Source organism: Faecousia sp., from assembly GCF_048519415.1.
Taxonomy (GTDB): Bacteria; Bacillota; Clostridia; order Oscillospirales; family Oscillospiraceae; genus JAZOXB01.
The window spans coordinates 1-19,189 of record NZ_DBFZUT010000057.1; the positions used below are offsets into that span (position 1 = coordinate 1).

The following is a 19,189-nucleotide window of genomic DNA, read 5'->3' on the forward strand; positions in this document are numbered from 1 at the left end:
TATTCCTCCTATTTGAACGGCAATATAAAAATAGCCGGGATGCCCCGGTCTGTCAACACACCCCAAGAGCAGATTTTACACCGCAAGGGCACACTTTTTAATTTTACCCATACCTTGTATCAAACTCGGTATGATTATTTCAAGCACATCCCAATCATGTTCCGGCTTCATCATTTTTACCGCAAATTCGATAATGGGGCGAGGGGTAAAATACTGACCAAAGTCGCCCTTGAAAAAGCCGTCCATAAACTGCTCGAAGGCGACACCCTTCACATCGAGGTCGGTTTTATTCAGGTTTATAGACTCAAGGTGAGATACGACTGTACGGAGGACGCGGTCATCGACCTTGATTGAATCCGTGAATACTTCCGGGTCTTTGACTTTCTGCTCATTGTAAAGCGCGTTGATACGTTCCGCCAGCTTGGAAGAAGGCTCGTGCGTTTTGATCTGGAACTGATACGGTTCTCCTTTTTTCCGGGGCTTTTGCTCATCACTAATTTTGACAAATATCAGTTTGCAAAGCTCACCGAAGGCCGTCGGTGGTGACAGCCTGCCGCCGCCCCAAAGCGTATTGTGGCATTTCTTGATAGCAGTAATCAAATCTTCTCTGGCAACCGGCTGGATATCAGGGGCCTTCTTTTTCTTGCCGTCTACATCTGTATATTCTCCACCTCTGTAAAAGCGGAATGCTTGCGGTTTTCCATAGGCTTTTGGAAGATCGGCAATGATATTATTCTCTCGTTCGAGAATGCCGGTACTATCGTCCGAGAAATCCAACACCCGACGAGTAGCGCCAGCAATAATAACCACATAGCTTGCACGAAGCTTTACCCACGTTGCGTTGCCTACACCCTGCTCAATTGCCTGCAAGAACTCCGCATCTGTAACGCCATCTCGTTTGCACTCTACAACCGCATACGGTTTTTTGCATTCATCATCAGAGAAAATGACAATATCCGCACGGTCCGTCGGTACACGATCCGGGATCGTCACCTCAACCTTAATGCGATGTGCTGGGTAGTCGTATTCGTAGATCAGTTCCGCCCAGAATTCAGCCCGAACTTTTTCCTCGGGATCGTTATAGTTTTCTGTGTGATTATCAGACGTGACATAGATGATCTTCTGCTTATTTTCCGGGCCGGTAATAATGGCATATCCATCTTTAATTGCCCTATCAAGGTAAGTCATATTTGCTTCCTCCAAAATTCTCTGTATGTTGGTAGCGTATTAATTCATTTCTTGTTGCGTTGGCACATTTTCCAAAAACATCACATCATAAATCGGCAGATACGTGATCTTGCCGTTCGTCGTGATCTCGCGGGCGTTGGACAGAACATAGGCCTTTTTCACATGATAATCGTCGTTCTTTACGAAGGTATTCAGGGCGCTGTGGACGGTGTAGTCCTTACCGGACTTGACCTCGATGGGAACGGCGGATAGGCTGTCGTAATCGTCGATCAGATAATCCACCTCGCCCTTGCTGCGGTTATCGTAATAGAACAGCTTGAAGCCGTGCGCGACCAGCTCCTGGGCCACCACGCTTTCATACACGGAGCCGAGATTGATCCCCGTCTCATCGTCCAGGATCGCACGGATATTGCTGCCATACAAAACGTCCGTCAAAAGCCCTACGTCGTTCAAATAGAGCTTGAGCAGGTTTTTGCCGATGGACTGCGTAAGGGGAAAGACGGGGGTGGTAATCGCGTTGACGTCCAAGGCGATCCCAGCGGAGATCAGATATTCAAACTCATCCTGATAGTCGGAAAAACGCTTGCCGCGCTTGTCCTCGATGTCCTGAAAGACCACTCGTTTCTTCTTGCTCTCCAGATTGGAGGGGATCATATCGTAGATCCTGCGGATCTTCAGCTTCCTGCTGTTGTCCGCCTCGTACTTTGACGCGTCATCAGCATAGAACGCGCGGATATCCCGATGGATCGTCCGCACCTTGACGATATTGGTGTCTGCAATAAAGGAGTTTACAGCATCGGGCAGCCCGCCGATCAGCAGATACTTCTTGAAAAGATCCATTACCTTCTCATGCATGGCGGCATCCAGACTCTCACCGGTAAGGAACTTCTCATGCATCATATCGATGGCAAACCGATTAAACCCGTTTGCCAGCAGAAACTCCTCAAAATCCAGCGGGAACATGCGCTTGATCTCAATACTCCCGATGGGGATCGAGGTGGTCTTCTTCAAGGTCACGCCCAGCAGCGACCCGCTGGCAATATAGGTGTACCTGTCGTCCTGCTTCAAAAACTTGAGCATGGTCAGCAGGTGCGGATACGCCTGGATCTCATCAAGGAAAATCAGCGTGTTTTTCTTCTCTCCCATTCTCTCGCCGGCGATCGTGCTGACCTGAAAATAAAAGTCCTTGACGGTGCGGACCTGCTCAAACAGCCTGGGGCCGTTGTAATCCTCCGCAAAGTTCAGCTCGATATAGTTCTCAAAGAGCTGCTGCCCAACGTGGCGTATAATAAACGTCTTTCCGATCTGCCGCGCCCCGTCGATAATCAGCACCTTATTGGAATCGGATTTCAGATAGCTTTCAATATACGGCTGGATTTTTCGATATAACATTGCGCACCTCCGCACTTTTCAGCATAGTCAACGCGCCGGAAAACACATAATTCAATTGGTTGCACATCTCGTGATACACACATTTCAATATCTATTATACTCATAAAAACGCACAAATCAATAGCCGGTGCAAAATAAATATATCCCGTTGTCAAGACTGCAAATCCGATTATTGCACATTGGACTCTAGTGTAGCGCCGGGCTATCATATACGCGAAGGAAGACCAGAAACAATGCGTATATGAAGGAGGCGCGGTATGGAAAACAGGTTTGCTGCGGCGCGGAGGAGATATCTGCGCACACACATGGACGGGATCTACACAGGGATGCTGCTGACGGGGACTCTGGAGCCGCATCTGGAGGAGATCGGCGAGTCGGCACAGGCAATGCTCGACCGGATCGTGGAGCAAATGAAGAAGGCCGAAGGCGTCACCGAGCAGCTGAAGGCTGCGGATCAGATGGAATGGGTCGGACGGATGAACAGTATCCGCAGCCGCGCGGAGGAGGTTGTCTTTTCTGAGCTGGTTTATTGCTGAGGCGTGGTGATGTTCAAGTATAGAAGAAATCGAGTGTTAGCACTCTGCGCCGGCGAGCGACGGCTGCTGACAATGGCCCTGTTGTCCTTTCGGAACAAGCTGGTAGCAAGCGGCAAGCCCACCGAGGATATCAATGAGCTGCTGATCCGGCTGCTACGGTAAAAACTGAATACGAGAAATGAGCGTCTGCTTCTGAAAAGAGGCAGGCGCTTATTTTTATGGCATCAATTTTGCAGCCACACCGATGAAATCCGGAATGGACATGGCATCAATTTTGATGCCATAGACGAAAAATGGCTCCATTTCGGAGCCACGAGCAGTCCTGCATAGGAAAATGGCTCCAATTTGGAGCCAAAACAAAAGAATTTTTCAAGGGGGTTAATTTTTTGGCCTTCTCGCTGCCTACCAAGTGAGGGGAACTTTGAAAAAGCTCTGCACAAGCTCGGCTTTTTATAATTTACCAGCTCAAAAGAAAAAATTTTGAAAAGCAGCGGGAAAATCCGAAAAAAATTCGGCAAAGGGAAAGTGAGAGGAGCTTCTAAGCTTCCCCCGTGTACCTCGACAACTGAATAGCCGTTACCGAGACAGATATGACTGTGCGACGATCGCAAAAGAGCGAGCACGGCGACGCCGCGGAGGCCCCGGGGCAGGCATATAAAAACGATATCGGAAGAACGGCGCCAAACAAAAACACAGTTACCAGCGAAAGAAAGAAGGTGAAACACATGAACAAGCTACAACTGATCGATGCCGATACCCTGTATTATAAACCTCTTGCCCACCCCAAAATGCTCATCGACGGTGTTCTCTCCGACGGGCTCGCCATTTTAGCGGGAGACTCCAAGATCGGCAAGAGCTGGATGGTGCTGTGGCTGTGCCTGCAAATCAGCCGCGGCGAGGCGGTGTGGGGGCTGCCCACCAGAAAAACCGATGTGGTATATCTGGCCTTGGAGGACCGGGAATGGCGCGTTCAGCAGCGTATGCAGGAGCTGACGGATTCTCCGCCGGAGAATCTCCGCTTCGGCTTTTCCTGCGGCCGGCTGGGCACGGAGCTGGAGGGGCAGATCGAGGAGGCTCTGCGGGAATTTCCCTCCACGGGCCTGATATTCATCGATACCCTTCAAATGGTGCGGGACAATGTTTCCGCAAAGGTCAATGCCTATGCCCAGGACTACAAGGATCTGTCCGGCCTGAAAAAGCTCGCCGATGACCACGGCATTTGCATCTTCGTTGTCCATCACACCCGAAAGGAGCGGGACAGCAGCAATATCTTCAACGATATGACCGGCTCCACAGGCATTTTGAGCGTGGCGGATACGGGGATGATTCTCCGCAAGGATGACCGCTTCGGCGATTGCGCCACCCTCTGCATTACGGGCCGGGATGTGGAGGAGAAGAAGCTGAAAATGCAGATGCGGGGCGTCCGATGGGAGATTACCGAGGCGCTCAGCGCCGACGATTTGCGAAAGGAACGCATCCCGGACTTTGTTTTTCAGGTGGCGGATTTCCTTTTGGCGCACAGGCGCTTTCGGGGCACAGTGTCCCAGCTGCTTGCCGCCGTAGGTAATACGGAGCTGAAGCCCAATCTCGCCAGCAAGCATCTGACCCGTCATTACAGCGATGTACTGCTGCCCCTGGGAATCACCTGCGAGTATCGTAAAACGGCGGCTGCCCGGCTGGTGCTTTTGGAGCTGCATGACGGTGCTGACGGTCATGACGGTTCCTCCGGGAGCGAGAGACTTGCGTCACTGCGGAAACAGAATGACGGAACCTTCCGGCTTCCCCAAGCATCGTCACAAGCGTCATCTGCGTCATGGGAGGAGGCGGAGGGCGATGAGGAATTGCCGCTTTAAGGGGTACGGGGCTATACACCGCTTTTTTATCCGTAAGGATAACGAGCATGGGATTTGTGTAGCCATGCGGCACCCAATTCCCCCGTATCTGCCGATACGAAAGGGGCGCGCCCCTGTAACCCCGCTGAAAGGATGTGATATCTATGCGGACTCGAACAGAGGAAATCAATGTGCGGGTCTATAAAACCGAAAAGAATACCATTCGCAGAAAGGCAAAGAAATGCGGCATGAATATGTCGGAATATCTCCGAACCTTGGGAACCGGTGCAGCGGTGAGAGAGGCTCCGCGCTGGGAGCTGATGCTGGCGTATCAGAAGCTGACAACGCTCCACGATACCGTCCGCTACGAGCTTGCCATGAGGGACTTTGACGAGGCCCTGACCGAGATTGAGAGCCTGCTTCTGCGCGCCTATCACGGGAAGGAGGATGCCGATGGCGGTGACGAAGATCTGGGCGATTCATGACAGCGTCAGCCGTGTGGTGGACTACTGCACCAACCCCAGCAAGACCAAGCTGAGTGACCTGGAGCAGGTGCTGCTGTATGCTGCCGACAAAGAAAAAACCCTGGATGAGGGGGAGCAGCAATACGCCGTCACCGGAATTGGCTGCAGGACGGAGTCTGCCGCAAGGGAGATGGCTGCCGTGCAGAGGCGCTTCGGCAAAGCCGGCGGCAATGTGGCCTACCACGCTTACCAGTCCTTCAAGACCGGTGAGGTTACGGCGGAGGAATGCCATCGCATCGGCGTGGAGACGGCGCGGCGGCTTTGGGGGAACGACCGGCAGGTGCTTGTTGCCACCCACTTCAACACCGGCACTTATCACAACCACTTCGTTGTGAATCCGGTGAATATGTGGACAGGCAAAAAGCTGGAGGCAAAATACGAGGTCTACTACAAGCTGCGGGATATGTCTGACCGTGTCTGCAAGGAGCATGGCCTGTCGGTGGTGAAAAATCCCCAGCGGCATAAAACGGCGCGGTCGGTCTACTTTGCCGAAAAGGACGGCGAGCCCACCCGCTACAACCTCATGCGGCGGGCACTGGACGAGGCGCTGACGATATCGAGCAGCTGGACGGAGCTGGGCGCCGTGCTGCGGAAAAAGGGCTATGTGTTCGTGTGCGATCCCTACCGCAGGTACGCCACCATCCGCTCTCTAAGCGCTAAAAAGTGTATGCGCACTTTCCGGCTGGGAGCCGAATATGACAAGGAGGCGCTGCAGGACAGGCTGCTGGAGAACCAGCGGGACATCCGTGTGACCCGGCGCTATTTTGAATTCATGAGGCCCTACACACGGGAATATGCCAGGAAGAATCCGCCGACGGAAGAATACTACCGGCAGCGGGATTTTTATCTGCATTTGCCCCGCGTCAACGGGTATTTGAGCTTCTTCCGCTGTGTGGCAATCGTGCTGGGCGTTGCGCCGCTGTACGAAAAGGAATATCGGCAGCCCCTGTCGGCGGAGTGCCGGGAAGCTTGCCGCAGGCTGGATCGCTTCACCGCCGAGATAACGCTGGTGTGTCGGGAGCATTTGGACACGCCGGAGGATGTGCAGAGGTTTCTTGCACGAATGGACAAGGAGATGGATGCAATATCCGCTGCACGCAGCAAAATCCGCAATAAACAGCGAGGCTGCGCCGATCCTGTGGAGAGGGTCGAGCTGAAAAAGTCCTGCGCCGCCTGCACCGCAGAGCTTTCCCGGCTTCGGAAGCAAAAGCAAACCGCCTATAACATGATTGAGGATAACCCAAGGCTGAAAGACCTCTTGGCGTGTGAATTGGATGCGTGGGTGGAAAACGACCCCTACCTCTCCCCGCGGGAGAAGCAGGCGCTGCGAAATCAGCGGCTGTCCCAAGAGGAAAAGACGATTATGCGATGAAAGGAAGGATTCGATGAAGAACGACAGATTGATTGATTTGGGGCTGACCGGGTACGAGGAGCTTTTTATGAGCACGGAGGAACGGCTCGATGCGAAAAAGCCAAAGGTAGAGGCAATCCCGCTGGCTGCCCTCACACCCTTTCGAAATCACCCCTTCAAGGTGAAGGAGGACGAGGAAATGGCGCAGCTCATGCGGAGCATTGCCGATGCCGGCGTGCTCTCTCCGGCACTGGCAAGGCCGCTGCCTGACGGCGGCTATGAGCTGATCTCCGGCCACCGGCGGCTGGCAGCGTGCAAGGCGCTGGGGATGGGCACCATGCCGGTGATTATCCGTGACCTGACAGACGAGGAGGCTGTTATCACCATGGTGGACAGCAACCTGCAAAGGGAGCATATTCTCCCAAGCGAAAAGGCGTTCGCGTACAAGATGAAATACGATGCCATAAAACGCTCGCCGGGTCGAAAAGAAAATGGTGACCAACTTGGTCACCAAATCAAAAGTATTGATTCTCTTGCTGAAAATTCACCGGACAGCCGCAACCAAATCCAACGCTACATCCGCCTCACCAACCTAATCCCCGACATCCTGAAGCTGGTGGACGAGGGCAAGATCGCCCTGACTCCGGCGGTGGAGCTGTCCTATTTGCAGCCGTCCGAACAGGAGATGCTCTTCTCCGTGATGGACAGCGATGAGGTAACGCCGTCCTTGTCCCAGGCCCGGCGGCTGCGGCGCATGAGCGAGGCGCAGACTCTCACGGATGACGCGGTGCTGCAGCTTCTGTCCGAGGTTAAGGGCAATCAGGTGGAATATGTGAAGGTGCCGGTAGACAAGCTCCGCAGCTTTTTCCGCCCGGACACCTCCATGAAGCAGATGACCGAGACACTTGGATTTTTACAACAAACACTTGGCGCGGCAGCGCAAAGGCCGGGACGCCCGGTGAAAGGAGATTTTACAATGAAAGAAATCATAAAAGAAATCATTGAATTCGATTTGGACGAAGGAAGAATGGACTATCTGGATGATATGATTGACGTGTTTTCCAAAGACGGCTGTGAAATGGTGGATATCCTCTTCGACAGATTCCTAAAGAAATACTACGCTGATATTGATGTCAGCAACGAACGAATGACCATCAATCTCACTGACGAAGAAGGACATGTATTGTCCTTTAATCTGAGCCAAAGCGAGGTCCATTATGTGCTTCACATGGTCGAAAGAAGGCTCAACAGCTTTATGCGCGACGACGGAGGAGGTGGTTTCAGTGACGAAGACTGAGCTGCAGACCATGTATGAGGTGATGTTCACGGATTACCCCGACATTGTGAACGTTGCCCAGGTCCAGTCCATGCTGAAAATCAGCCGCCATCTGGCCTACGAGCTGATTGGCGACGGGTATATCCCCGGCATGAAAATCGGCAATGCATACCGCGTACCGAAAATCAATGTGATCCGCTACGCACTCTCGGCGGGAAATCCGCAGCCGGCGGCGTAGCCGGGATTTGAACCTGTATGGCACATTGGACGGGCATTCCCGCCGGGCGTATAATAAAAACGGTCCGAAAGGGTGCCCGTTCATGTGCTATCCGCAAAGGAGGTAGAGTTTATGATAGCAGGACACCTGCAAATAAAAAACGACAATTACTACATGGTGCTGAATTACACGGACGCCAACGGCAAGCGCAGGCAGCCGTGGATTCCCACAGGACTTCCCGCAAAGGGAAACAAGCGCCGCGCCGAGAAGCTGCTGCTGGACACCCGCCAGAGCTTTGTCCCGCCGGTTGTGAGCAAGGAGAACGAGGATATCTCCTCCGATATGCTGTTTGCCGACTACATGGAGCTGTGGCTGGAGATTATCCGCAGCTCGGTGGAAAAGACCACCTTTTCCTCTTACACGCAGATGGTAAAGGGAAAAATCGCACCGTACTTTCGGAAAACCGGCATCAAGCTGGGCGAGCTTCAAGCCAGGCATATTCAGAGCTTCTATCTGTACGAGCTGAAAACCGTGTCTGCCAGCACGGTCATCCACGAGCACGCCAATATTCACAAGGCTCTGAAATATGCCGTCAAGATGGACCTCATTCCGTACAACCCCGCCGACAAGGTGGAGCGTCCGAAGAAGCAGAAGTATATCGCGGATTACTACCGTTTGGAGGAGCTGGAGCAGCTCTTTGAGGCGACAAAGGATCACCCCTATTCTCTGCTGATCCAGATCACCGCGTTTTACGGGCTCCGGCGCAGCGAGGCTCTGGGCCTGAGATGGGACGCCATCGACTTTGAGCGCAATACCATCACCATCAGACACATCGTAACAAATGCCAAGATAGACGGCAAGTATGAGATCGTCCGCGAGGATCGCGCCAAGACGAAATCCAGTCTGCGCTCTCTTCCTCTGGTCGACAATATCCGGGAGAAGCTGCTGGCCTTGAAGGAGCAGCAGAAGGAAAACAAGAGGATCTGCGGCAACTGCTACAACCGGGAATACGACGGCTATGTGTTCGTGGATGTAATGGGGAACATTTTTAATCCCCGGAATCTCAGCAGCAATTTCAGCAAGCTGCTGGAATTGAAAGGTCTGCGGCATATCCGCTTCCACGATCTCCGGCACAGCTGCGCCTCGCTGCTGCTTGCCAACGACGTGCCCATGAAGCAGATCCAGGAATGGCTGGGCCACAGCGATATCAGCACCACGGCAAACATCTACAGCCACTTGGATTATAAGTCCAAGCTTACGTCCGCAAACGTAATGGACAACGTCCTGACCCTGCCGGAAACCGAGGCCGTCGGATGGCAGACATGACTTCTTGCCGAAAATCATGTGCAGCAATGGCAGATTAGCAAAAAGAAAAGCCCAGTCATATGGGCGCAAAGCCTTGATATGACTGGGTTTTTCGCTGGCGGAGGGCGTGGGATTCGAACCCACGGACGGTTTTTGGCCGTCAAACGATTTCGAGTCGTTCTCGTTATGACCTCTTCGATAGCCCTCCGTATATCTCAACTGTTTTCCGTGCGCTGAGAAAATGCAAGAAAAACACGCAAGAACAATATGAAATTTTGAAATTCGATCCGGCGAAAACCCTTATAAATCAAGGGTTTTCAGCGGAGAAAACGGCCAGAGCCAACGCGCATTTCGAGTGCTGCACCTTCGACCACTCGGACAACTCTCCGTGTCTATTTTCGTCCGGTTTTCTTTCCGGAAATTTGCTCAAAAATTCGGTGGGGAGAAAACAGGAGAGAAAGCAAAAAATATTCGATTTTGAGATTTTCGGTGTTGAGAAGCATCAAGGAGAATCGAGGGGACGAAAATCACAGATCCCGCCGAAATTTCGAGTCAGTCCCGTTATGACCACTTCGATACCGCTCCGTATTGCAGACGCAGCAAAGCTTCGCAAATATTATAACAGCAGGCAGGGCAAAAATCAAGTCCGGATTTTTCTCCTGCACAAATCTCTGGCTTGCCTAACTCCGTTTTTCGTGTTATAATAATTCTATTCATACGAAAGGGATGTTCAGGGCCTATGAAGATTCAGGAATCCGCCGAGAATTATCTGGAGACCATTCTGGTGCTCAAGGAGCGTAAGGGCCTTGTGCGTTCCATCGACATTGCAAATGAGCTGGAGTTTTCCAAGCCGAGCGTCAGCATCGCCATGCGCAACCTGCGTGAAAACGGCTATGTCTCCATGGACGCGGGCGGCTTTATCACGCTGCTTCCGGCCGGACAGGAGATTGCCGAGCGCATTTACGAGCGCCACCGCCTGCTGACGAAGTGGCTGACCGGCCTCGGGGTCGATCCTGCGATCGCCTCGGAGGACGCCTGCCGCATCGAGCATGTGATCAGCGCAGAGAGCTTTGCCGCCATCAAGGCGCATGTCCAGAAACACGACGCAGAATAATTCGGAAATACTAAAAACAGGGATCGGAGGCTTTCTCCGGTCCCTGCTTTTGCAGAACGCCCCACCGGCCCGGCCGGTGGGTATGATTTCAAAGAGCCTCGCAGAGTTCGCCGCCGCAGGCAGCAGAGTGCAATCTAGTCGTTTTGCAAACCCTGCGGGATTGTAAAACAGGAGCTTATTCTTTCAGCAGGCGGCGGCGGGCGAGGTTGATCGTGCCCTCCTGCATGTGGTTCATCCAGCTCAGGCTCTTGCCGCAGCCGTAGGCCGCGCAGGAATCCGCGTCGTCCGCGACAACGCACGTCATCTCCGTGCGCTCGCACAGCAGGCGGTCCATGCCGAAGAGCTGGCTGCCGCCGCCCGTCAGGACGATGCCATTGCGCGCAATGTCCGCCACGAGCTCCGGCGTGGTGCTCTCGAGCACATCGAGCACCTTGTCCATGATCTGACGGGCGGGGCGGCGCAGGACCTCCATGAGCTCCTCGGATGCCAGCGTGGCCTCGCGGGCAAGGCCGTTCTTGAGGTCACGGCCCTTGACGGTCATGGTCAGTGCCTCCGGACGGGGCGTGACGCAGCCGATGGACATCTTGATCTCCTCTGCAACGGTCGTGCCGATGAGCAGGCCGTAGCGGCGGCGCAGATGGCGGATGATGGCCTCGTCGAAGGCCGCGCCCGCCACCTTGAGCGAGGCGGACTGCGCAATGCCGTTCATGGTCAGTACGCCGATATCCGTCGTGCCGCCGCCGATGTCGACGACCATCCGGCCCTCGGGCGCGGTGATATCGAGCTGGGCGCCGAGGGCAGCAGCCAGCGGCGCTTCGATGAGGTAGACGCGGCGGGCGCCTGCCTCCATGGCAGCCTGAATGACGGCGCGCTCCTCGACCTCCGTGATGCCGCTGGGGACTGTGACGATCATGCGCGGCTTGACGATGGCGTGGCGGAGCACGCGGCGGAGCATCTCCGTCAGCATGCGGGCCGTGAGCTCATAGTCGGAGATGACGCCGTCCTGCAGCGGGTGCACGGCGACGACATTGCCGGGCGTGCGCCCGAGCATGCTCCGCGCGGCCGCGCCGACCTGCAGCACCTTGCCGCTGTTTTTATCGAGGGCGATGACGGACGGCTCGCGCAGCACGATGCCGCGCCCGGCCGTATAGATCAGCACGTTGGACGTGCCGAGATCGATCCCAAGGTCTCTGGAAAAGAATAACATAGTTTGCACCTACCTGTCTGCGGGTTTCTGCCCCGGCTCCGGCGTGGCGGCCAGAGCGGCGCAGACCACGGAGGACGCGCCCGCCGTGAGCAGCACGCGGCTGCATTCCGAGAGCGTTGCGCCCGTGGTCAGAATATCATCGATCAGCAGGACGCTGCGTCCTGCAAAGCGTTCGGGAGAAACGGCGCGGTAAGCGCCGAGCACATTGGCGCGCCGCGCGGCGGCGTCCCGCTGGGACGACTGCGCGGGATTGTGGCGAATTTTCTGCAGCGTCTGCGTGCAGGGAAGCTCCAGCTCCCTCGCCACGGCGTGCGCCAGCAGCTCCGTCTGGTCATAGCCGCGGGAGCGGCGGCGCTTCGCGCTGACCGGTACCCAGGACAGGATCTCAAACGGAGCGGTCCGGAGCAGGGGCGCGAGCATGCGGCCGAAGGATGCGGCATACTGCGACTGCCCGGAGAATTTGAAGCGGCGGAGCGATTCCGCCACAACGCCCTCATAGGGATACACGGCATAGCACTCTGTGTAGAACTGCCCGCGCCGCAGCGGGGCGGGGATCGGCTCGAGCTCGTGCGCGCAGCGGGCGCAGACGTCGTGCTCCTCCGGCCGCAGCAGGCGGCGGCAGAACACGCACTTCGGCGGATACAGCAGGTCGAGCAGCTGAGAGAACAGCGCCCTCATGCTTCGCCCTGCAGCCGGAAGCGCAGGCCGCTGTAGCGCTTGTTGCGGCGGTTGTTCTGCGTCATCTGGGCGATGAGCTCCTCGTTGCCGACGAGGAGGAGCAGCTCCCGCGCGCGGGTGATGGCCGTGTAGAGCACGCCGCGCGTCAGCAGCATCGGCGCGCCGCCGCCAATGGCGAAGATCACGGCGCGGTATTCGCTGCCCTGGCTCTTGTGCGCGGTGATGGCGTAGGCCAGCTCCAGCTCCGAGAGCATCTCGGGCTCATAGACGACCTCGCGGTCGTCAAAGAGGACGTGGATCTGGTCCTCCTTCGGGTCGATGGAGACGATCGTGCCGATGTCGCCGTTGAACACGCCCGTGCCGGACGAGCCGTTGGCGCGCTTCCACGGCAGATCGTAGTGATTGCGGATCTGCATGACGCGGTCGCCCTCGCGGAAGCACGAGCCGCCGCTGAGCTTCTCGCGCCTGCCGGGCTGCGGCGGGTTCAGCGCCGCCTGCAGGGCGCGGTTCAGATTGGCCGTCCCCGTCTCGCCCTTGCGGGTGGGGCTGATGACCTGAATTTCCCCGGCGGGGATATGCATATTCTGCGGCAGACGGCGCGCACAGAGCTCACAGACGGTCTGCACGAGCTGCGCGGGCGCGCGGCGGCGCAGGAAGAAGCAGTCGCGGTCCTTTGCGGTCAGAACGGGCAGCTCGCCGCGGTTGACGGCGTGGGCGTTCATGACGATGAGGCTCTGCCGGGCTTGCCGGAAAATTTCCGTCAGGCAGACGGACGGGACGATGCCGCTGCGGATGAGGTCGGAAAACAGGTTGCCCGCGCCGACGCTCGGCAGTTGGTCCGGGTCGCCGACGAGCACAAGGCAGGCCTCCTGCGGCAGCGCCTCGAGCAGACTGTGCATGAGCAGCACGTCGACCATGGACATCTCGTCCACGATGACGGCGTCGCATTCCAGCGGCTCGTCCTCATTGCGGGCGAAGAACATCTCGCCGTTTTCGGGCGAGACCTGCGCCTCGAGCAGGCGATGGACGGTCGCGGCGTCGCGGCCGGTCAGCTCGGACAGACGCTTGGCGGCGCGCCCGGTCGGCGCGGCCAGCAGCGTTTTGCGGCCGAGCTTGGAAAACAGGGTGAGGATGCCGGACAGCACCGTCGTTTTGCCGGTGCCGGGGCCGCCCGTCAGGATCATGATGCGGCGCTCGGCTGCCATGCGGATAGCATCGCGCTGGCGTTCGGCATAGGTGATGCCCTCAATGGCCTCGATGCCCTGCAGCACGCGCTCCGCATCGGGCAGCGGCGCGGGCGGGTGCTGGGCCATGGCACGGATGCGGGCGGCAATGGCCGTCTCCGCCTCGTAATATTCCGGCAGATAAACGGCTGCGATCCCGGCAATGGTGCTGTGCTCCACGCGGCCCAGCTCCGTCAGACGGTCGACGGCCGCGATCACGGGCTCCGCCTCGAGGCTCAGCAGCTGGGACGTTGCCGCAACGAGCTTGTCCTGCGGGAGAAAGGTATGTCCGTTTGTGAGATTGTGGCGCAGCTCAAAAATAACGCCCGCTTCGACGCGGCGGGCATCGTCACCGTCAAAGCCGAGCTCCAGCGCAAGCTGATCGGCTGCGCCGAAGCCTGCGCCGAACTGCGGCTGCGCCAGCAGGTAGGGGTCCTCCTGCACGCGCCCGAGCGACTGCGCACCGTAGACGCGGTACAGCCGCACGGCGACCTGCGCCGGGATGCGGTAGCCCGCAAGAAACTCGATGAGCCGCCGCACGGCGACCTGCTGCCGGAACGAGGCGCCGATCTCCAGCGCCTTTTTGCGCGAGATGCCGTCGATCTCCGTCAGCCGCTCCGGCGCGGCCTCGAGAATTTTCAGACTGTCCGTGCCGAAGGCAGCGACGATCTTTTCGGCCGTTTTCGGTCCGACGCCCCGCACGGCGCGGGAAGAGAGATAGGCGCGGATCTCCGCCGTGGAGTCCGGAAGCAGCCGCTCGAGAAACTCTGCCTCGAGCTGGCGGCCGTAGGTGGCGTGCGCCGTCCATTTTCCGGTGACGATGAGCCGCTCTCCGGCGGCCGGGGCGGGGATCGTCCCGACGACCGTGATCAGGCCGCCGTCGTCGCTGTCCAGCTTGACGACGGCATAGCCGTTTTCCGGATTTTCAAAGACCACAGCGGCAATCGTCCCGCTGACCAGCTCCTGCTCCAAGTGCCAGTTCTCCCATTCTGCCGGGGCGGCCGGGCTCAGGCCTCAAAGGCCCCCAGCCGCTCCAGATATTCTGCCGCCTGCCCGGCGGCGCAAAGCTGCTCGCCCGCCGCATCCCGCAGCAGGCGTGCGGCGGCCTCCTGCCCCTCCGGGGTCAGGCCGCGGTCGATCCAGATAATTTGTGCGCGCAGGCCGCGATGCTCGCGCATCCAGCGGCAGCCACGGATCTGCCGCTCCACCTCGGCCGCGCCGCCCTGCAGCGGCGCAACGAGCACGGCATCCTCGCGCGGCAGCGGAAGCAGCATGGCCTCCGCCACGGACCAGAGCAGGAGCAGCAGCCCGCAGGCCGCAAGCCCCGCCGTCAGGATCGTCAGCGCCATACCATCACCTCATGCCAGACTATGCAGGCCGCAGGCGATGGGTTCCTATCTAGGGCAGCACCGCACAATCCGGCGAAGGCCGAAGATGCAGCTGTGCGATGATGCTCTCACATATTTTACAGCAGAAACGGGAAAGACGCAAGCGGGAAATCCCGTCAGGCCCCCAGCACGAAGAAATTTAGGATGATGCACACGCAGCTCAGGACCAGAAAAATGATCCAGCCGGGCGTGCGGAAAAACAGCCGCCGCCATTTCGGGTCGATGGGGTCGCGCTCCCGCCGCGCGGCGAGCTTTTTCCGGAAGACGAGCGCCAGCACAAGGCAGACGGCCAGCGGCAGAAGGAACAGCGCGCCGCGGATCGCCTGCCAGTACCATGTGCCGCTCAGCGGCCGCAGCAGGGCGTCCAGCCCGAGGGCCAGAACGGCGTTGTTCAGGATATGCAGGCTCATGGACCAGAGTATGGAGTATTCCACGGCGACATAGCCCGCCAGCAGGCCGAAGCCGAAGGCAAACGGCGTCTGCGTCAGATTCTGGTGCACAAGGCCGAACAGCAGCGCCGAGCAGAAAATGGCAAAGCGCTTGCCATAGGGCTGCAGGCTGCGCAGCACGGCCCCGCGGAACAGCAGTTCTTCCGTGACGGGGGCGGCCACCGCGGTATAGAGCGCAAGCGATACGGTCGTCTCCGCCGTGCCGGACACGACCTTGGTTTTGGTGCGGAAAAATTCCATGGCCGGGGAGAGCAGGCTCTGCAGCAGACCGGCCGCGCCCTGCAGCGCCAACAGGCAGAGGACCCAGAGCAGGACCTCGCCCGCGTGCGGGACTCCCGAGCGGGCGAACATCACGTTCTGCCAGAACGGCCTGCGCTTCCAGATGAGCACCAGGCCGACGGTACCGCAGGCGGCCGCAAGGCGGCCGACCCCGGTGAGCCATGCAGGAATGTCCAATTGCAGGAAAGACAGGAGCACGACCCCGGTCGAGCTGAGCTGGCTGAACACGGCCAGCCAGATGAGAAGCATCAGGCACACGCGGTTCATGCGGCTGCGGGCGATGGCCCGCCTGCCAAGCTCCTGCCGCCATGCCAGCTTTTCCAAGCGGACGGACTCCGACGTCCAGAGCGGCGAGCTTGTCTGGTTTGGGAATTCCTGTGTCATGTCTTGTCCTCCGTTTGGGACAGCACGGCCTCGGCGCAGCGCATGCCGTCTACGGCAGCAGAGAGGATGCCGCCGGCGTAGCCCGCACCCTCGCCGCAGGGATACAGGCCCCGGAGCTCGCTCTGGCAGTCCTCGCCGCGCACGATGCGCACGGGAGAGGAGCTGCGCGTCTCCGGCGCGGTCAGCAGGGCGTCCGGCGCGTCAAAGCCGGGCAGCAGACCGGCAAGGCGGGGCATGGCTTGCTCCAGCGTGTCGGTCAGCTTTTTCGGCAGCGCGTCGTGCAGGTCGCACAGGCGAACGCCGGGACGGTAAGTCGGGCGGATACCGCCCTCAGCAGCGGAGGGGCGGTGCGCCAGAAAATCGCCGAGCAGCTGCGCAGGCGCGTGATAGTCCGCGCCGCCGAGGCGGAAGCAGGCCTGCTCGAGCTGCTCCTGCCAGAGCATGCCGCCGAGCGGGCCGGGCTCCGGGAAGTCCTCCGGTGTCACGGAGGCCAGCAGGGCAGAGTTGGCGTTTTCGCCGCCGCGCGCGGCATAGCTCATGCCGTTCGTGACGACGCCGCCGGGCTGCGAGGCCGCGGCGACCACATGGCCGCCCGGACACATGCAGAATGTATAGGCCGCGCCGCCGTCCGGAAGGTGCACGGCGAGCTTATAGTCGGCCGGGGGCAGCTCGCCGCGCGGCTTGCCGTACTGCGCGCGGTCGATGACGGCCTGCGGATGCTCGATGCGCACGCCCATGGCAAACGGCTTCGGCTGCATGGGGATCCCGGCTGCGTGGAGCCAGCGGAACGTATCGCGGGCGCTGTGGCCGATGGCGAGAATGACGTCCCGGCATGCAAACGACCGCTCCGCTCCGTCCTCAATCCAGCGGACACCCGTTATGCGGCCATCCTGCGTCTCAAGTCCCGTCAGGCGCGCACCGAAGCGGACTTCGCCGCCGAGGCGCAGCACCTCTTCCCGCAGGTTCTGAATGACGTGGAACAGCACATCTGTCCCGACGTGCGGTTTGGCGTCGTAGAGGATCTCCTCCTGCGCACCGAAGCGTACAAACTGCTGAAGCACCCAGCGGCCGCGCTCGTTCTTCGTGCCGGTGTTGAGCTTGCCGTCGGAAAACGCACCTGCGCCGCCCTCACCGAACTGGACGTTGCTCTCGGGGTCCAGCGGTCCGCCGCTCCAGAAGCGCTCAACCTTTTCCCGGCGCAGCGGTGCGGGGTCGCCGCGCTCGAGCACGAGGGGCCGCAGCCCCGCCTTCGCCAGCACGAGGGCGGCGAACATGCCTGCCGGGCCGAAGCCGACGACCACGGGCCGCTCCGCTGCGGTGCAGCGGGGAATGCGGTAGACATAGGGCACCTCGCGCGTGATCTTTGCGCTGCGGCAGCGGCGCAGCACGGCCCCCTCGCCGCTGCGGAGCGTGACGTCCACGGTGTAGACCCAGCGGAGGTCCGGCTTTTTGCGGGCGTCAAGGGAGCGGCGGAAAATGTGCAGCGCAGCGATGTCCGATGCGCGGACATGCAGGGCCTGCGCCGCATGATAATACAGCTCGGAGACATCGTGCGTCTCCGGCAGGATCAGGTCACGAATGCGAAGCATGGCGTTCCCTCCCGGTAAGCAGCTGCCCGGCCAGACGGCCGGAGGACCAGGCCCACTGCAGATTATAGCCGCCGCAGTCGCCGTCGATGTCCAGCACCTCGCCCGCGGCATACAGGCCGGGGCAGAGGCGGCTCTCCAGCGTCTGCGCGGAAAATTCGTCCGTGCGGATGCCGCCCGCCGTCACCTGCGCGGCGTCAAAGCCCATCGGGCCGAGCACGGGCAGAGCAAAGGTCTTGACGGTCCGGCAGATCTCCGGCAGCCTGTCCGCCGGGAGCGAGCCGCACGGCGCTTCGAGTGAGAGACCGCAGCGGCGCAGCACCGTCCGCCCGAGGCGGTTGTGGAGCATACCGGTCAGCAGGTCCTCCAGCGCAAGCTGCGGCAGGGCCGCCTGCCGCGCCTGCAGGAGCTGCGTCAGCTCTCCGGCGGGGACGTCCGGCAGCAGGTCGAGCAGCAGGAGCCCGCCCTGCGCGGCCGCGCGGGACAGTTCGAAGATCACGGGGCCGCTCACGCCGTAGTCCGTAAACTGCAGCTCGCCTGCGCGCTCCGTTCGGCCGCCGTCCGTCTTGAGCACGGCGCGCACCTCGCAGCGCACGCCCTTGAGCGAGCGCACCCACGTCGGCTCCGTGCGCAGCTGCACAAGGGAGGGCTGCAGCTTCGTCCGGCTGTGGCCGAGGGCCGTCAGCAGGCGGTAGCCGAGGTCCGTTCCGCCCAGCTTGCCGCCCGCCGCGCCGCCTGCGCAGACGATAACGCGGTCAAACAGGCAGCTTTCGTCCCCGAGGCGGACGGAAAAGCCGCCCTTCGTGCGGCGCAGCTCCGTGATCTCGCAGCCCGCGTGCAGCGTGACGTTCTGCCGCCCGGCCAGCGTCAGCCGCAGAACATCGGCCACGCTGTTGGCGCTGTCGCTTGCGGGATAGACGCGGCCGCCCGGCTCCGTTACGGTCAGAAGGCCCATGGAGCGGAACCACGCCAGCGTCTGCTCCACGCCGAAGGCTTCCAGCGCGGGCAGACAGAACTGCGGCGCCGTGCCGTGGTAGTGCGACAGATCCATGTCCCGATTCGTGAGATTGCAGCGGCCGTTTCCGGTCGCCAGCAGCTTGCGCGCGACGCGCGCCTGCCGTTCGGCGAGATGGACGTCGCTGTGCGGGTCCTCCGAGGCGGTCAGCGCCGCCGTCAGGCCGGATGCACCGCCGCCGATCACCAGTACTTTCATGCTCGTTCCTCCCTGTTTTCTATGTTCATTATATGCCATATACCCCC

The 19,189-nt window shown here is 59.3% G+C and carries 17 protein-coding genes and 1 tRNA gene; 8 read left to right on the plus strand and 10 right to left on the minus strand.

The features are described from left to right. Nucleotides 1-75: 75 nt before the first annotated feature. Nucleotides 76-1,188: a type I restriction enzyme HsdR N-terminal domain-containing protein gene (locus ACMKFF_RS06015; RefSeq protein WP_419496380.1), complete on the minus strand. Its 1,113-nt coding sequence runs from the start codon at nucleotides 1,186-1,188 to the stop codon at nucleotides 76-78. Nucleotides 1,189-1,227: 39 nt separating this feature from the next. Further along, on the minus strand, nucleotides 1,228-2,580 hold the full coding sequence (locus ACMKFF_RS06020; protein ID WP_177695380.1) for an AAA family ATPase: 1,353 nt from the start codon (nucleotides 2,578-2,580) through the stop codon (nucleotides 1,228-1,230). A 257-nt stretch (nucleotides 2,581-2,837) separates the two neighbouring features. Between ACMKFF_RS06020 and ACMKFF_RS06025 the strand changes: the two genes are divergently transcribed. The 7 genes from ACMKFF_RS06025 (at nucleotide 2,838) to ACMKFF_RS06055 (ending at nucleotide 9,642) form a co-directional block, all read left to right on the plus strand. After that, complete coding sequence (locus ACMKFF_RS06025; protein ID WP_419496381.1) at nucleotides 2,838-3,116, plus strand: TnpV protein; 279 nt, start codon at nucleotides 2,838-2,840, stop codon at nucleotides 3,114-3,116. Between the two features lie 725 nt (nucleotides 3,117-3,841). Beyond that, nucleotides 3,842-4,969 carry an AAA family ATPase gene (locus ACMKFF_RS06030; protein ID WP_349191204.1) on the plus strand — a complete coding sequence of 376 codons (1,128 nt, stop codon included), beginning with the start codon at nucleotides 3,842-3,844 and terminating at the stop codon, nucleotides 4,967-4,969. A gap of 143 nt (nucleotides 4,970-5,112) precedes the next feature. Further along, nucleotides 5,113-5,433: a plasmid mobilization protein gene (locus tag ACMKFF_RS06035; RefSeq protein ID WP_349191203.1), complete on the plus strand. Its 321-nt coding sequence runs from the start codon at nucleotides 5,113-5,115 to the stop codon at nucleotides 5,431-5,433. After that, on the plus strand, nucleotides 5,402-6,844 hold the full coding sequence (locus ACMKFF_RS06040; RefSeq protein WP_419496382.1) for a relaxase/mobilization nuclease domain-containing protein: 1,443 nt from the start codon (nucleotides 5,402-5,404) through the stop codon (nucleotides 6,842-6,844). The genes ACMKFF_RS06035 and ACMKFF_RS06040 overlap by 32 nt, the downstream gene beginning before the upstream one ends. Before the next feature lie 13 nt (nucleotides 6,845-6,857). Next, nucleotides 6,858-8,120 carry a ParB/RepB/Spo0J family partition protein gene (locus tag ACMKFF_RS06045; protein WP_419496383.1) on the plus strand — a complete coding sequence of 421 codons (1,263 nt, stop codon included), beginning with the start codon at nucleotides 6,858-6,860 and terminating at the stop codon, nucleotides 8,118-8,120. After that, the gene (locus ACMKFF_RS06050; RefSeq protein ID WP_419496384.1) at nucleotides 8,107-8,337 is read left to right on the plus strand and encodes a helix-turn-helix domain-containing protein; all 231 of its coding nucleotides are present in this window, start codon (nucleotides 8,107-8,109) and stop codon (nucleotides 8,335-8,337) included. The genes ACMKFF_RS06045 and ACMKFF_RS06050 overlap by 14 nt, the downstream gene beginning before the upstream one ends. 111 nt (nucleotides 8,338-8,448) lie before the next feature. Next, nucleotides 8,449-9,642, plus strand: a complete 1,194-nt coding sequence (locus ACMKFF_RS06055) for a tyrosine-type recombinase/integrase (RefSeq protein ID WP_419496385.1) — start codon at nucleotides 8,449-8,451, stop codon at nucleotides 9,640-9,642. A 95-nt stretch (nucleotides 9,643-9,737) separates the two neighbouring features. On the opposite strand, the gene ACMKFF_RS06060 is transcribed toward ACMKFF_RS06055, so the two are convergent. Then, nucleotides 9,738-9,829 (minus strand) — tRNA-Ser (locus ACMKFF_RS06060). Nucleotides 9,830-10,360: 531 nt separating this feature from the next. Between ACMKFF_RS06060 and ACMKFF_RS06065 the strand changes: the two genes are divergently transcribed. After that, nucleotides 10,361-10,735: a metal-dependent transcriptional regulator gene (locus ACMKFF_RS06065; protein WP_349136443.1), complete on the plus strand. Its 375-nt coding sequence runs from the start codon at nucleotides 10,361-10,363 to the stop codon at nucleotides 10,733-10,735. Nucleotides 10,736-10,910: 175 nt separating this feature from the next. Here the strand turns inward: ACMKFF_RS06065 and ACMKFF_RS06070 are convergent, their stop codons facing one another. The 7 genes from ACMKFF_RS06070 to ACMKFF_RS06100 form a co-directional block, all read right to left on the minus strand. After that, entirely contained in the window at nucleotides 10,911-11,942 is a 1,032-nt protein-coding gene (locus ACMKFF_RS06070; protein WP_419496386.1) for a rod shape-determining protein, read from the minus strand. A gap of 9 nt (nucleotides 11,943-11,951) precedes the next feature. Beyond that, entirely contained in the window at nucleotides 11,952-12,620 is a 669-nt protein-coding gene (locus tag ACMKFF_RS06075; RefSeq protein ID WP_417325269.1) for a ComF family protein, read from the minus strand. Beyond that, nucleotides 12,617-14,815 (minus strand): ATP-dependent RecD-like DNA helicase, encoded by a 2,199-nt coding sequence (locus tag ACMKFF_RS06080; RefSeq protein ID WP_419496387.1) that lies wholly within the window; start codon nucleotides 14,813-14,815, stop codon nucleotides 12,617-12,619. Before ACMKFF_RS06080 ends, ACMKFF_RS06075 begins: the two co-directional genes overlap by 4 nt. Before the next feature lie 35 nt (nucleotides 14,816-14,850). Further along, complete coding sequence (locus ACMKFF_RS06085; protein WP_349135093.1) at nucleotides 14,851-15,192, minus strand: hypothetical protein; 342 nt, start codon at nucleotides 15,190-15,192, stop codon at nucleotides 14,851-14,853. A gap of 155 nt (nucleotides 15,193-15,347) precedes the next feature. Further along, the gene (locus ACMKFF_RS06090) at nucleotides 15,348-16,343 is read right to left on the minus strand and encodes a CPBP family intramembrane glutamic endopeptidase (protein ID WP_419496388.1); all 996 of its coding nucleotides are present in this window, start codon (nucleotides 16,341-16,343) and stop codon (nucleotides 15,348-15,350) included. After that, entirely contained in the window at nucleotides 16,340-17,932 is a 1,593-nt protein-coding gene (locus ACMKFF_RS06095) for an NAD(P)/FAD-dependent oxidoreductase (protein ID WP_419496389.1), read from the minus strand. Before ACMKFF_RS06095 ends, ACMKFF_RS06090 begins: the two co-directional genes overlap by 4 nt. Next, nucleotides 17,916-19,142: an aminoacetone oxidase family FAD-binding enzyme gene (locus ACMKFF_RS06100; protein ID WP_418464037.1), complete on the minus strand. Its 1,227-nt coding sequence runs from the start codon at nucleotides 19,140-19,142 to the stop codon at nucleotides 17,916-17,918. The genes ACMKFF_RS06095 and ACMKFF_RS06100 overlap by 17 nt, the downstream gene beginning before the upstream one ends. Between the last annotated feature and the right edge of the window lie 47 nt (nucleotides 19,143-19,189).

Bases quoted from the DNA above. Each gene is read 5' to 3' on its own strand.
- ACMKFF_RS06090 (WP_419496388.1), bottom strand. From the start codon at position 16,343: ATGACACAGGAATTCCCAAACCAGACAAGCTCGCCGCTCTGGACGTCG.
- ACMKFF_RS06070 (WP_419496386.1), bottom strand. From the start codon at position 11,942: ATGTTATTCTTTTCCAGAGACCTTGGGATCGATCTCGGCACGTCCAAC.
- ACMKFF_RS06085 (WP_349135093.1), bottom strand. From the start codon at position 15,192: ATGGCGCTGACGATCCTGACGGCGGGGCTTGCGGCCTGCGGGCTGCTG.
- ACMKFF_RS06020 (WP_177695380.1), bottom strand. From the start codon at position 2,580: ATGTTATATCGAAAAATCCAGCCGTATATTGAAAGCTATCTGAAATCC.
- ACMKFF_RS06015 (WP_419496380.1), bottom strand. From the start codon at position 1,188: ATGACTTACCTTGATAGGGCAATTAAAGATGGATATGCCATTATTACC.
- ACMKFF_RS06045 (WP_419496383.1), top strand. From the start codon at position 6,858: ATGAAGAACGACAGATTGATTGATTTGGGGCTGACCGGGTACGAGGAG.
- ACMKFF_RS06075 (WP_417325269.1), bottom strand. From the start codon at position 12,620: ATGAGGGCGCTGTTCTCTCAGCTGCTCGACCTGCTGTATCCGCCGAAG.
- ACMKFF_RS06035 (WP_349191203.1), top strand. From the start codon at position 5,113: ATGCGGACTCGAACAGAGGAAATCAATGTGCGGGTCTATAAAACCGAA.
- ACMKFF_RS06100 (WP_418464037.1), bottom strand. From the start codon at position 19,142: ATGAAAGTACTGGTGATCGGCGGCGGTGCATCCGGCCTGACGGCGGCG.
- ACMKFF_RS06055 (WP_419496385.1), top strand. From the start codon at position 8,449: ATGATAGCAGGACACCTGCAAATAAAAAACGACAATTACTACATGGTG.
- ACMKFF_RS06030 (WP_349191204.1), top strand. From the start codon at position 3,842: ATGAACAAGCTACAACTGATCGATGCCGATACCCTGTATTATAAACCT.
- ACMKFF_RS06065 (WP_349136443.1), top strand. From the start codon at position 10,361: ATGAAGATTCAGGAATCCGCCGAGAATTATCTGGAGACCATTCTGGTG.
- ACMKFF_RS06025 (WP_419496381.1), top strand. From the start codon at position 2,838: ATGGAAAACAGGTTTGCTGCGGCGCGGAGGAGATATCTGCGCACACAC.
- ACMKFF_RS06095 (WP_419496389.1), bottom strand. From the start codon at position 17,932: ATGCTTCGCATTCGTGACCTGATCCTGCCGGAGACGCACGATGTCTCC.
- ACMKFF_RS06040 (WP_419496382.1), top strand. From the start codon at position 5,402: ATGGCGGTGACGAAGATCTGGGCGATTCATGACAGCGTCAGCCGTGTG.